This window comes from Dickeya chrysanthemi NCPPB 402 (assembly GCF_000406105.1).
GTDB classification, from domain to species: Bacteria; Pseudomonadota; Gammaproteobacteria; order Enterobacterales; family Enterobacteriaceae; genus Dickeya; species Dickeya chrysanthemi.
Window position 1 is genome coordinate 2282688 of record NZ_CM001974.1, and the last position, 14171, is coordinate 2296858.

The window sequence follows — 14171 nt, forward strand, 5'->3', positions numbered from 1 at the left end:
TATTATCAATTCACTTTATTGCCGGATACCGTTTTAGCCCTGTTTTTATTAGCGGCGTCGGCAGGTTGAAACCAGGCGGCCAATTGCATCATATCCTGATCATTCAACGTGCCGGCGGTATAACGTAGATTCAACCACGCCTGGAGCCAGCGATATTTCACTTCAGTCAGTTCGCGCCGGGCGTTGTACCACTCCTGCTCCGCCATCAGCACATCCAGATTGATACGCTCACCACCGGCAACGCTCTGCCGGGTAGCGCGGATGGCTTCCGCAGCCGTGGTAACGCTCATCTGCCAGGCGCGGATCTTGGCCGAACCGTTGATACACAGGTTGAACTGACGGCGAAGTTCCGCAAAGGTTTGCCGGGTTTGATTATCCAGCTCCGCCTGATTTTGGGCATACTCCGCCGTCGCCTGACGCATTGATGCGGAAACCGCGCCTCCGGAATACAACGGCACGCGAACCTGCACCCCGACCGTCTGGGTATCGTATTTCTGGTTATAGTTGTATTCGGACTCCGACAAACTATTACGGGTAGACGCCACCAAATCCACAGAGGGCAGATGACCGGCACGATTACGCTCAATTTCATAGCGGCTGTAATCAACATTCTCTCGTTGCACGGCCAGCTTAGCGTTATGCCGCACCGCCAGTTCGCGCCACTGCGTCAAAGGGCGGTTCTCCGTCACATTATCCGGCAACTCCTCCAACACCAGCGGGGACAGATCCTGAATCTGTAGCGGCGAGCCGATCATATTTTCCAGCGCGGTCATCGCAGCATCTAACGTGTCTTCCTGCTCGATACGTTGCGCTTCGATCACCGTATAGCGGGCTTCCGTTTCACGCAGGTCGGTCTGTGTTCCTTCACCCGCCGCCAGCAGGCGACGATTCAACGCCAGCTGTTCCTGATAGGCGCGGCGCTGCGCATCCAGCAGCATCAGTTTCTCCTGCGCCAACAGCGCATCACTCCAGGCCTGATACAATCGGACCATCAAATCCTGGCTGCGCTCGCGAAACCGCTGATCGGCCATCAATTTCCGGGTAACGCCCTGCTGGTAGCGCGCCCAGGCGGCATAATCCAGCAGCGGCTGACGCAGCGTAAGGGTCGACACATAGTTGTTGTAATCACGCTGGGTGGTGTTATCCGTCGTCCGGTCGCGCTGCGTCACCTTAGAGTGGCTGTAATTGGCGCCATAGCTATATTGCAACGATGGCAACAACCCGGCCCGACCGATCGCCACTTCTTCCTGCCCGGCATCGCGCTCAAAGCCCGCCGCACGGAGTTGCGCATCATTACGCAGCGCCAGCTCCCATGCATCCAGTAGCCCCATCGCCTGAGCGCCGACGCCCGGCAGGGATAACGCCACCGCTAATAATCTCGCCAGTAATACCGCTTTCCTTCGCATTGCTTTTTTCCGCTACTCTTCCGTCAACGCCAGATGCATACGATCCATCAAAGGCTTAAACAGATAATTGATAAACGAACGCTCTCCGGTGCGTACAAACCCCTGCACCGGCATGCCGGGTTTTATTTCTAAGCCATGCAACGAACGTTTGCCTTCTTCACTCACCTGAATACGCAGGCTGTAATATGGCGAGCCGTCTTTTTCATCCACCAACCTATCGGCAGAGAGCAAGGTCACCGTGCCGGGTACTCGCGGCGTGGTGCTCTGGCTGAATGCCGTGAACTGCAACTCAACCGGCAGGCCGGATCTGACTTTATCGACCATTTCCACCGGGATACGGCCGTCCACCAGCAAAGGTTGATCTTCTGGCACGATCTCCATCATCACCTGCCCGGCGCCGATCACACCGCCTTCCGTGAACACTTTCAGATCCACCACGGTGCCGGCGACCGGCGCGCGCACCTGCACATTGGCCAGATTAAAATCCGCCTTTTCGCGCTGGCTGATCACTTCATTCAATTTGGCCTGCACGTCAGACAATTCGCTGCCGACTTCTTTGTCATATTCCTGCTGGCGTTGGGCAATACGCAGTTTCTGTTGCTGAATATCTCGCCGGGTTCGCCCGACTTCACCGCTGGTCTGCGCCAGTTCGCCGCTAACCTGTGCAAACAGCCGTTCCGTCTCCAGCATTTTGTTACGCGGCACATAATTATCCGCCGCCAACGGGCGTAACCCCTGTAATTGCTGGCTTAACACCGCCTGCTCCGATTGCTTGCTGGTCATTACTTTCTGTAATGCAACAAGCGACATTTCCAAACCTTCGATACTGGCGCGCACACCGTCCGTCTCCAGCTTCAGCGCCTGCTGCCGACTGTGCAACAGATCTTCCTGCAACGCGACGATGGCGGCTATTTCCGGCCGCTGCCGTGCTTCTACCAGCCGCGGTGTCGCCACCAGCGACGTTTGATTGCGCTGTTCCGCCAGCAAACGGGCTTCGCGGGCAATCAGCTGATCATATTGGGAGCCCAGACCTTCGCTGGTGGTGCGGGCATCGACGGCATTCAGCGTCAACAGCACCTGCCCTGCGGTAACGCGATCCCCTTCTTTCACCTGGATTCGCTCGACAATACCGCCCTGCATGTGTTGGATGACTTTACGGTTGCCGGAGACCACGACGTTACCTTGTACCGCCACCCCTTTATCCAGCGGCGCCAGCAGCGCCCACAGCAGAAAGCCGCCAAAACCGGCAAACACCAGCCACCAGCCGAGCCGCAACGCCCGTTCTTCATCGCGGCTGGCGCGGTCGCGCATTGCCGCTTCATGCAATTCGTCCTGTGTCGTTACATCGATACCTGTCATCGGTTAATCCCTGTCATTGCGGCATCGCAGCCGGAGTAGTCATCCGGGCCTGATTCGCGGCGCTACGCTGTTGCAATTCCGTCAGCACATCTCGTGCCAGCCCCATACGCTGCTGCTGGCCCTCGTGGAGGATCAAAATCTTTTGCGCCAGCGTGGTCAGCGCCGGACGATGGGTGATCAGCACCACCGTGGCACCGCGTTTCTGCAATGCAACAATCGCCTGCATCAGAGCCTGATCGCCTTCGCTATCCAGGCTGGCATTGGGTTCATCGAGAACCAACAGGCAAGGATCGTCGTACATCGCGCGCGCCAAACCGATACGCTGACGCTGACCGCCGGACAGACCGCTACCCCCATCGCCCAACTCCGTGTCATAGCCATTTGGTAAAGAGAGGATCAGTTCGTGTACGCCGGCCAGTTTTGCCGCCGCCACCACTTTTTGCGGGTCAGCCTCGCCAAAACGGGCAATGTTTTCCGCCAGCGTGCCTTTAAACAACTGCACGTCCTGCGGCAAATACCCTATGGATGGACCAAAAGCACTTTTGTCCAGTTGATTCAGGTCGGCGCCGTCCAGACGCACCTTGCCTTGCGTCGGTGCCTGCGCCCCAACCAATAACCGCGCCAGAGTAGATTTACCCGAGCCGGACGACCCAAGAATCACCAGCGTTTCGCCGGCCTGCAGTGAGAAATGGATATTCTGCAACCGGGCATGGCCTTGCGCCGAACGCAGCGACACCTGCTCGACGCCCAGATGTCCTTCCGGCGCGGGCAACGCCATGGTCGTCGGTCGGGGCGGATAGGCGGCGATCAGTTTGGTCAGCCGCTGCCAGGCGATGCGTGCACTGCTCCACTGTTTCCAGACTGCAATCAATTGATCAATAGGACTCAGTACCCGGCCAACCAGAATGGACCCGGCGATCATCATCCCCGGCGTAATTTTGCCGTCGATCGCCAGCAACGCCCCTAACCCCAGCATCAATGATTGCAATGCAATACGGCTGTATTTGGAGGCGCCGCCTACCGCTGCGGCACGTTCGCTGGCGAGGTTCTGTAGGGAAATAAAGCGATAATGACGCGTCAGCCAGCGCCGACGCAGGTTGCCGAGCATCCCCATGGCTTCAATCACATCGGCATTGCGCAGTTGCGCATCGGCCAGATGGGTGGCCTGCTGCGAGTGCTGATTCGCCTCCGCCAACGGCTGATTGGTCAAACGCTGGTTCAGCCAGGTCAGCGCAACCAACACGACGGTTCCCCCCAGCGCCAGCAATCCCAGCCAGGGGTGGAGTAAAAACAGTACCAGCAGAAATAATGGAAACCACGGCACATCAAAGAAGGCAAACAATGCATTGCCGGTAATAAACTGACGCAACAGGGTAAGATCGGTCAACGCCAAACCGGCACGGCCGTCGCCGGCTTCCAGATTGCGGGCAAACGCCGCATTGAAAACATCCTGATTGAGCGCCAGATCGATACGCGTGCCTAACCGTACCACCAGCAGGCTGCGAACCCACTCCAGCGCGCCCATAAAGGCACATAGCCCTACCATCAGCAGCGTCAGCATCAGCAGGGTAATGCCATTGCCGGAAGCCAGTACCCGGTCATACACCTGCAGCATATAAACCGAAGGCGCCAGCATCAGCAGGTTAATCACGGCGCTGAATATTCCGACGCTCCAGAAGCTACGACGGAATCGGCGCAGCACGCCGAACAACGAACGATCTTGCTCAAAGGAAGCATTCACGGCAGAGCACTCTCCCTCAGGCTTTCTTTTTCAGAATGCGAACACTGCCGTTAGCCAGCTTGTGCTCGTAGTGATCGCGATTACGGCTGAAAAACGCCACTGCCGAGCCGTCCGCCTGCGTTAACGTCAGCCCATCAGGCGTAGGCCGCCAGCCGGCCGGCACCTCAGGAAGCAATGTATTCAGGCACGCACTGTCGCCGCTCAGCGTCCAGGTGGTACTATCCAGCACATCCGTCTTCAGGCGGATATCGCAGCGCTGTTCCGCACCGCTCAATACCCACTCACCGCTCAGTTCCGCTGCGGACGGTAATCTCAGACTGCTCGCCATACATCCTCCACTTAGTACACCCAGTAATGTCGCAATAATAAGCTGCTTCATGATATTCCCATCATTTGGCCATCAGCGAACGCGTTTAATAATTGAAAGCATGCTGTTAAATACGCCACCATATCTGCCATGTTTCAATTCCCTTAAAATAACGAGGGTATACCCGTCACACGTCATTGGGCATATTGGACTTATTGTTAAACAACGAAATCAGACGGCTGAATATTTACCAAAAAACCAGCCGTGTTATGTCCGCTTAAATGCAACCACATATTGAATCGTTTTTCCCGGCAGAGACAAAAATATCTTTACCTGCGCCGCCGGTTAAAATATCAGCGTCGCCATCACTATAAAGCACATCATTACTGGCACCGCCGTCGATACGATTATCAGACGGCTTGACTACAATCATATTGTTGCCTGAACCGCCGATGGCATTTTCAATCACTGAACTTGCTGCAATAGAAATATTGCCGTGGATTATTTGAACGCGGGCCTGCTCCAACGCATCTGACGGCCTATCGCCGATAACGCCATTCCCTCGCGTATGGGGATTCCATAATTGATAGACATTCGCCACCCCGTTACAACTACCGGATGATACAAATGAAAGATCAATTTTATTGCCGAATAAAGCCATAATGTTTCCTCCATGAAACCATTTTGTATCTGATGATGTTATCCCTTATGGGATGGCATCTGTTTATACCCGTCATACTTCAAGTTGCAGGTGCGTTGGCTGCCCTCGCTTACCCCAGTCACTTACTTGAGTAAGCTCCTGGGGATTCACTCGGTTGCCGTCTTCCTGCAACTTGAATTATTTAGGGTTTATAACAGCACTGTTTATAACATCGTGTTTTTATAAAATTACTGTTAAACACTAACCATTCGCTTTCCTCTATTGAAAGTGAATGTTCCTTGTTATGCGTTGTTATGCGTTAAATCAGATAGCCCGGTAGCGATAGTGCAAACCGGGCAACACAGACAGGTTAGTAAAACAGAAATAAAATGACAAGATTCCGTCAAGAAAATCGATGTTTAGTGACATACAGTTCAGACTGAAGAAAAAAAACCAGACAGAACACCGCAGAAGTAAAAATTAATAGAATAAAAAGCGGCACCTCTGTAACCAGACGCGCCGCCGTGCTCATGACATGAAAAAAAATTACAACGACGCCAGCGCAGCGCGAATGACGTCGCCATACGGCGTGGTCGGGCGGCCCAGCAATGCCGACAACGCATTCTTGTTATCAAACAGCCCGCCTTTTTCCGCAGCGGCGTCGGAATCCGCCAGCATATCGGCCAGGCCGCCCGGCAGACCGGCGCCTTTCAGCGCGTTAGCGAAATCGGCTTCCGACAGGTTGACATACTGCACCGGCTTGCCGCTCTGCTGCGCAACTTCGGCGGTAAATTCCGCCAGCGTATAGCTGTGATCACCGGCCAACTCATACACCTTTCCTGCCTGATCATGCAGTTGCAGCACGATGGCCGCCGCTTGTGCATAGTCGCTACGCGCCGCCGAAGCGATACGCCCCTCGCCAGCGGCGCCGATGAACGCGCCGTGCGCCAACGCAGGCGCAATGCTGGCGGCATAGTTTTCGGTATACCAGCCGTTACGCAGAATGACGTGAGGGATGCCGGAAGCCGCCAACGCCGCTTCCGTCACCAGATGTTCGGCCGCCAGCCCCAGCGGCGACGTATCCGCATGCAGCGCGCTGGTGTAGGCAATGAGGCCTACTCCCGCTTTTTTGGCCGCGTCGATCACCGCACGGTGCTGAGCATCACGTTTACCGACTTCACTTGATGAAATCAGCAACAGTTTGTCTACCCCTCTCAGCGCATTAACCAGTGTTTCGGGTCTGTCGTAATCGCCGTAGCGAACATGAACCCCTTGCGCCGCCAGCGTACTGGCTTTAGCCGGATCACGAACCACCGCAACGATCTGCTCTGTCGGTACTGACTTTGTCAGTGCATCAATGACCAAACGGCCCAGTTGGCCCGTTGCTCCTGTAATCGCAAACATCATGTACTCCTATAATCAACACATTCCACGTAAATCAACATATTCCACGTCGCTCCAACCCGAATATTCCAATGCCGTTATCGGGTTGAGGCCCACATCCACAGCATAGAGTTTAAGCTCACTTTTAGTAAGTACTAACAAAAATGTTAGTGTGAAATAAAATGCAGGAATCATCACAGAATACACGCCGCCGGCTTCCCGCCGGCGTGTTGCCGGGTAACCTGTGAGACGAGCGCTCTGTCGGTTTTTTAGTTTCAGTCACATCGCACTTATGCGATATTGCTTTTTCAGCGGACTGATGACGCAAATATTTGTCATATTTGTCACTTTTTTACGTATTTGATTCGTGACCATCAGAATTATAATCGCAGATAGTGAACACGATTTTCTGTCTTGACGGTTTATCAAAAAGGGTCTCTTTGGCGTGGCAAAATTATTTTTACGCAGTGGAAATTTAGACGATTTTCTTGCGTTGGGAGAAAACGGTCAGCCCGTTTATACCTCGGCGCTACAATTACGGGAAACGCTGCGTCTTCGCAAACAACAGCCTATTGCTGACTGTCTGGCCATTCCCCAACCTAACGAGGATGGCGATCACATCGACTGGTATTCCCCTTTTTCCGGTAAAATCACCTCCTGGATGGCGGCCAGCGACGAGCAACGCGAGCAGGCGTTGACGATACTGGAGCAGTATCTCAACACCGTCGACGCTATCAGTGAACGGGCGCGGCAATCCGACAAACCGGCGCAAAAACTCTTCGGGGTATTGTTATCGAAAGCCTTTCAGTTTCCGGGTTCCAATCACGTCTACCTGGTAGACGATAAACCGGTTATCACCTTCTGGGGGTTTGTCAGCCTGGGGAAAAAATCCCGCACTGACGTGCTGGAATGCCTGCGCCCGGTTGAACCGGTCGAGATTCCAGAACCGGTTCCGGAACCGCTGCCGGAAGTGACCACGCAGGTTGCCGATCCTGAACCGGAACAACCGCTGCTGCCGGCTGAGCCGGAACCCGTTGTGGTTGCGGTGGCCGAACCGGCTTCTCCGCCGCAAGCCGCGCCATCGCCACGCCGGGTTTGGACCAGTATTTGGTTGTGGGCACCGGGCGCGGCGCTGCTGGCGACGTTGGCATTCCAGATCCGCGGTTGCGTTTCTCACCCTGACAATAGCGCGCCGGCGGCGGTAACCGCCATGAAACCGGAAAAACGCGTGCTGAGCGCCACACCACCGGCGGATCCCGTCATTCAGCCGAATCTGCCGTTAAACGTCGCGACGTTGTTGCCGCAGCCGATCAACGCCGAATCGCAGAAAAAAGCCGAAGAAAAAGCGCCAGAAGCCCCTGCTATCGTCGAAATCGCCGCTGCGCCAAAAGGCGCGCTGGTGATGCCTGCCGACGCGGTGAAAATCGGCTCCATCCGTTTCCTCGACGGCAACTGGCAAGCGACTGTCTCGGTGAAAAATCCTCTGACCGGCAAGCCGCCGGTTCTCCGTTACCAGATCAAAGACGGCAAAGGCCGGGTGCATTTTACCTATGGCGAAAAAGTCACCTGCCAGGCCGAGGTAGAGGCCGGGCTGCATCAGTCCGGTAATCTGGTGATCAACAGCCGCTATCGTGCGCGCTGCAGCGATGGTTCCCGCTATCCGATGCCGGAAATCGTCTGTACCCGACAGGAAGCAAGCGAAGCCGCTGAATGTAAAGGCCGCTATGATGCCGATACTTTGCTACCGGTGACGATTAAGCGTGAGAGCAAATAACCATGCTGGCAACCCTGACTGACTATAAACAACACATTACGCTGATTCAGAATAGCGGCATTCAGTTTCTTGATTTTGCACTGAAGCTCACGCCGGCGCGCTCAGGCTTCGCCAATCGTTTCGTGCGCAAAAGCGCCAACGGGCCGCTACTGCGACTGACGTATAACGACCACAGCGGAAAATACACATTGCCGAGTGCGGTACAGGTGCTGCCGGAAGCGGTTAACCCGGAGTCCAGCTACACGCTGGAGCAGTCGCTACGCCTGCTCAGCAACGTATGGCTGCCGCTACCGTTCTTCCGCTTTAACCCACCGCGCACTTTCATGGGCGGCCCGAACAACTGGGCGCGGATACAGGTGCTGGAACTGGGCGAGCCCGACGATGACGGCAACACCCACCGCCTTTGTCTGGCGTTCGATACCCGCGTGTATCCGGAAAGTCATGATCTGGAAGCGCTGGCCCCCAGCGAAAACGACATCAACGCCGGGCGGCTGTTCACATTGGCCTACCACAGCGAAGAACTGGACGATTTTCTCGACCAGACCTGGGTGGACGGCTGGCTGCGCGAAGCCTTTTCTCAGCAAGCGCTTGCGGTAGAAAACCGTAAACCTCGCGACATCCGCCAGAATCTGCGTGAGTTCGAATATCAGGCGCATTATCTGAATCTGCTGGATATTATGGCGACGCTGCTGAATGTGCCGGAAATCCGTATCACCAGCAGTACCTTGAAAGAACCGGCCATTAATGTCGATCTGATCCTTGATGTCGGTAACTCCCATACCGCCGGGATTCTGGTGGAGGATCACACCGACGAAAGCAATGGCCTGCGGCAAACCTACGAGTTGCAGATCCGCGATTTAAGTCAGCCGCATTATTTGTACAATGAACTGTTCGACAGCCGGGTGGAATTCGCGCAGGCGCGTTTTGGCAAGCAGAATTTCTCCTTTGAAAGCGGGCGTGACGATGCCTTTATCTGGCCGTCGATGACCCGTGTCGGACGCGAGGCCAGCCGTCTGGCGTTGCAGCGTCAGGGAACGGAGGGCTCCAGCGGTATTTCCAGCCCGCGTCGTTATTTGTGGGACGAAGAGCCCTATGTGCCGGGTTGGCGTTTCAGCCAAACTACCAGCCCGCGGCAACAGGAACCGCTGGCAACCGCCTTGCCGTTGACCATGCTGGTGAACGATGAAGGACAACCGCTGTTCAGCCTGCCGCTGGACGAACGTCTGCCGGTATTCGACCCGCACTACAGCCGTAGTTCCGTGATGACGTTCATGCTCTCCGAGCTGCTGGCGCAGGCGCTGATGCAGATGAACAGCGCCGCCCAGCGCCTGAAAATGATCCATGCCAACGCGCCGCGTCAATTGCGCAATATCATTCTGACCCTGCCGTCGGCCATGCCCAAACCGGAACGCGAGATTTTCCGGCGCCGGATGATCGAAGCGATCGGTCTGGTATGGAAAGCCATGGGCTGGCACCCGGCCGATGAGGACTTCCTGACGGAAGAAGGCCAGCGCAACAGCAGCGTGCCGGTGCCGGACGTTCAGATGGAGTGGGATGAGGCCACTTGCGGGCAAATGGTGTACCTCTACAACGAAGCGCAGGTGAATTTCGGCGGCAGAGCGGAGGCGTTCTTCGCCAGCATGGCTCGCCCGGATAAGGAACTGGCGGATGACGAACAGCCAGGAAAAACCTTGCGTATCGCCTCGATTGATATCGGCGGCGGCACCACTGATCTGGCGATTACCCAATACTGGCTGGATGATGGCGTCGGTAGCAACGTCAAAATCATCCCCCGGCTGCTGTTTCGTGAAGGATTTAAAGTCGCTGGCGACGACATTTTACTGGATGTGATCCAGTTGTATGTGCTGCCGGCCTTACAGGCTGCGTTGAAAAAAGTCGGCGTTGTCAGCCCGGATGGCCTGATGACCCGCTTGTTCGGCAGTGAAGGCCGCATGGACGGTCAACTGACGTTGCGCCAGCAGGTCACGCTGCAGATGTTCATTCCTATCGGTCAGGCGATTCTGGAAGCCTATGAACGGTTCGATCCGCTCGATCTGAATGCGGAAATCGACACCACGTTCGGTGAAATGCTGCCGCAAACGCCGACGCGCAAGGTACTGGAGTACATCAATAACGAAATCCAGCGGGAACTGCCGGATGAAGAAACGCCGTTCGACATCCTGCACGTGCCGTTGATCCTGCGTCTTGGCAAACTACACGGTGAATTTCTGGCGAATCGCATGAGTATTACCCAACATCTGCGCTTGATGTCGGAAGTGGTCTCGTTGTATGCCTGCGACGTGTTGTTGCTCACCGGTCGGCCGTCTCGCTTCCCGGGCATTCAGGCGTTGTTCCGCCATCTGCAACCCTTGCCGATCAACCGCATGATGTCGCTGGATGGGTATCACACCAGCGACTGGTATCCGTTCAACAAACGCGGCCGAATTGAAAACCCGAAATCCACGGCCGCGGTGGGAGCGATGCTATGTCTGTTGGCGCTGGATCTACGCCTGCCGGGTTTCTACTTCAAAGCCGGAGATTTCGAACCCTACTCCACCGTGCGTTATCTTGGCATGTTGGACAGTACCAACACGCTCACTACCGATAATGTCTACTATAACGACATCGATCTGGATGATGCCGATTTCACACTGGACGAACAGGCGGGTTTTGAAGTGCGCGGTTCGCTGTGCCTCGGTTTCCGCCAGTTAGACAACGAACGCTGGCCCGCCTCGCCGCTCTACTCGTTATCGATAGTCGACCCGGAACTGGCCCGCAAAGTGGCCGGCGACAGCGTACTGCATGTGCGCCTGAAAGTGGTGCCGGGCGACGACAATCTCACGCCGGAGCGTTTTGAAATAGCTCACGCGGTGTTGGGGTCAGGGCACACCATTTCACCGCATCAATTGAGGTTAAAACTGAATACCTTGTCCAGCACGGTTTCCGGCATGGCACATTACTGGATCGATAGCGGGAGCGTCTTTAAGAAATGAAAGCATTAACGCCCAAACAGTTGTCGAGCCGTCTCAGCCGTCAGTTGCAATCTGTTTCACAAGGTGTGGATCAGGCGATCGCCTGGATAGAAGAAACCCGGCGTAATGTTCCCCGTTTAGATATGGAAGCCGACAGGCTGATCATTAAGTTGCGGCGTTGCCGCAATAAAGCGCGCGGGTTGTCTGAATCATCGCTCAAAGAGATTGCCATGGGCATGTTCGGACTGGCTCAGGGAGGAAAAACCTATTTGCTGACCTCGTTGGCCGGGGGAGAAAACGGGCGAATCGAAACCTCTATCGGCGGCGTAACGCTGGATTACCAGAAAAACATCAATCCGGATAACCAGCAACCGGCCTTCGTCACTCGCTTTACCCGGCAGGTCGAAGGCAAAAGCACCCCGAATCCGGTACAGCTCCAGTTGCTGAACGAGGCCGATATTGCCCGCATTATCGCTTACGCCTTCATTCTTGATACGGATCAGAGTAACGCGCCGGAACTCGATGAGCAGCATATTGCCGACCACCTGAAAACCCTGTCGCTACACCGCCAGCAAGAACACGTCTCCGGGCTGACCAGCGATGATGTAGTGGCGCTGTGGGATTATTTGATGCGCCATGATGCGCGGCGGCAAAAACCGCTGGAGCGCAAGTTTTGGCCGTTGGCGGTCGAGCTGGCGCCCTACCTCGGCATCGACGATCGCGCCGCCCTGTTCTCGGTGTTATGGGGTGAGCAGGCGGAATATACATCGCTCTACCGCCACTTTTCCCACACACTGGAGCAGTTGTCCGGCGCCCGCAAGGTGTTGGCGCCGATCAGCCTGCTGGTGGATGAATCACTGCAACCCGACAGCGGTATTTTCAATGCCGGACAATTCGACAGGCTCAACAGCCCTTCCGATCTCAGCGTGCAGGTACGCCCTATCGTAAACGGCCGGGCCGCCAGAGGCGTGGAACTGTCGCTGGCCGAACTGATTATGCTGGCAGCGGAAGTGCAAATTCCGCTGTTATCTCCGCCGAAGGAAACACTCTTCGGGCAGGTCGATCTGCTTGATTTTCCGGGGTTCAGTCTACAGGACGACGCCGAACCCGAGTCGGATGACGATAACCCGGACCGGTTGTTGCGGCACAAACCCCACCCGTTATCCCGTGCATTACTGCGTGCCAAACGCGCCTATCTGCTGGAGCGTTATACCGACGATCAGGAAATGAATCTGCTGATGGTCTGTACCGCCGCGGCCTGCAAAGCCGACGTACGCCATGTCGGCCGGGCATTGGATTTCTGGGTGCGCCACACTCAGGGTGAAAACCCGCAGATCCGCAGTCGCCGCAAACCCGGCCTGATCTGGGCGGTCACGCGCCATGACCGGCGTTTTACCCACGGCCATAACAACGACGAAGCGGTGCAGCGTTATGTCGGCAATCCCGGCGATGCCTGGGGCACCATGCTGGCGATGGACAAACGCGGCATCAACCGGATGGCCGCCTGGCTCGATGCTGAAGTGCGCCGCGAAGTGAAACTGGGCCGTATCAACGAGCAGTTAAGCGAATTACAGCGCGAACTGTCCGATAATTTGCTCGCCAGTTGGTATCAACCTGCCGGTGCCGACGATCCGGCGCACAAGCAGCATATTGCCGAATCGATGCTGAAAGCATTGCAAACCCGTACCGGGGTGCACGGCGAATTGCTCGAGCGGCTGTTGCCTTCTCGCGAGGAGTTGCGCCGCCTGTATTTACAGCAACAGGAGCAGCAACCGCCGCGCAACTTTGCGTCCTATCAGGAGACGCTGGATACGGCGGTGCCGCTGGTCAGTTACGAGCCGTTCGGCGTAGGTCTGGATATCGATCTGTTCAGCGATGAGGAGCCGGTAGAAAGCGAAGATAAAGAAGCCAAAGAAACACTGGTCATTCCCGCGCACGCCGACGAAGAGCCAGCAGACAGCCGCAGCTATGAGGCGGAGTTTGCCCGTAATCTGTACCGTTATTGGATTAACCACCTGCGCAATCTGCCGGAAAACATCGCCATCATCGAACTGTTGGGCATCAACCGCCCTACCATCGAAATGTTGGTGGAGGAACTGATCACAGCCAGCGTTCGCTTGAAGATCGACGACGAACTGCAAACCATGCTGGTGGATTCCGGGCAGCTAGGGATCAACCGGGAGAGCAAAGCGGACAGGCAGGTATCGCGCGCGCTTAATGTCCTCGGCGATTTCGTCGCCTGGCTGGGGTTCCAGCAGGTGCCGGAAGCGCAACGCCCGGACAGCCGCGTGAACAAAGGCAACAAGATCTTTGCCAAACCGGAAAAGCAGGTGGCCAACTTTGGTTCATCCCGTCGCTTGACCAAGCTCTCGGCAACGCCGGTCAATAATACGGCGTATTACATCTATGACTGGCTAATCGGCCTTAATGAGATGATTATCCAGAACGCCGGTTACGCCGCCGGTCGTGATATCAAACCTAAACAACGTGAACGTCTGGGAACCATCCTCAACGTGATCAAACCGGCCGAAGGTTAACGATACAGGTGGAGCGTAACGCTCCGCCTTCCGCGTTTTTCGGCATAAAAGT

Annotated in this window: 9 protein-coding genes; 3 read left to right on the forward strand and 6 right to left on the reverse strand. The window is 55.8% G+C overall.

Translation table 11 applies throughout. The features are described from left to right. Positions 1-5: 5 nt before the first annotated feature. From DCH402_RS10220 to DCH402_RS10245, 6 genes are all read right to left on the reverse strand, one after another. Complete coding sequence (locus tag DCH402_RS10220; RefSeq protein ID WP_040000983.1) at positions 6-1406, reverse strand: TolC family outer membrane protein; 1401 nt, start codon at positions 1404-1406, stop codon at positions 6-8. A gap of 12 nt (positions 1407-1418) precedes the next feature. Continuing rightward, positions 1419-2765 carry an HlyD family type I secretion periplasmic adaptor subunit gene (locus DCH402_RS10225; RefSeq protein WP_040000984.1) on the reverse strand — a complete coding sequence of 449 codons (1347 nt, stop codon included), beginning with the start codon at positions 2763-2765 and terminating at the stop codon, positions 1419-1421. Between the two features lie 13 nt (positions 2766-2778). Continuing rightward, positions 2779-4506, reverse strand: coding sequence for a type I secretion system permease/ATPase (locus tag DCH402_RS10230; protein ID WP_040000985.1), 1728 nt, complete (start codon positions 4504-4506; stop codon positions 2779-2781). A gap of 16 nt (positions 4507-4522) precedes the next feature. After that, positions 4523-4834 carry a protease inhibitor Inh/omp19 family protein gene (locus DCH402_RS10235; RefSeq protein ID WP_040000986.1) on the reverse strand — a complete coding sequence of 104 codons (312 nt, stop codon included), beginning with the start codon at positions 4832-4834 and terminating at the stop codon, positions 4523-4525. 256 nt (positions 4835-5090) lie between these two features. Continuing rightward, positions 5091-5474, reverse strand: coding sequence for a M10 family metallopeptidase C-terminal domain-containing protein (locus DCH402_RS10240; RefSeq protein ID WP_040000987.1), 384 nt, complete (start codon positions 5472-5474; stop codon positions 5091-5093). A gap of 525 nt (positions 5475-5999) precedes the next feature. Beyond that, positions 6000-6857: an SDR family oxidoreductase gene (locus DCH402_RS10245; protein WP_040000988.1), complete on the reverse strand. Its 858-nt coding sequence runs from the start codon at positions 6855-6857 to the stop codon at positions 6000-6002. Positions 6858-7281: 424 nt separating this feature from the next. Here DCH402_RS10245 and DCH402_RS10250 point away from each other — a divergent pair, with 424 nt between their 5' ends. From DCH402_RS10250 to DCH402_RS10260, 3 genes are read left to right on the forward strand one after another with little or no spacing between them, the layout of a single operon-like run. Beyond that, positions 7282-8610, forward strand: coding sequence for an SrfA family protein (locus tag DCH402_RS10250; protein ID WP_040000989.1), 1329 nt, complete (start codon positions 7282-7284; stop codon positions 8608-8610). A 2-nt stretch (positions 8611-8612) separates the two neighbouring features. Continuing rightward, positions 8613-11603 carry a virulence factor SrfB gene (locus tag DCH402_RS10255; RefSeq protein WP_040000990.1) on the forward strand — a complete coding sequence of 997 codons (2991 nt, stop codon included), beginning with the start codon at positions 8613-8615 and terminating at the stop codon, positions 11601-11603. Next, positions 11600-14119: a putative virulence factor gene (locus DCH402_RS10260; protein ID WP_040000992.1), complete on the forward strand. Its 2520-nt coding sequence runs from the start codon at positions 11600-11602 to the stop codon at positions 14117-14119. Before DCH402_RS10255 ends, DCH402_RS10260 begins: the two co-directional genes overlap by 4 nt. The last annotated feature ends 52 nt before the right edge of the window (positions 14120-14171 follow it).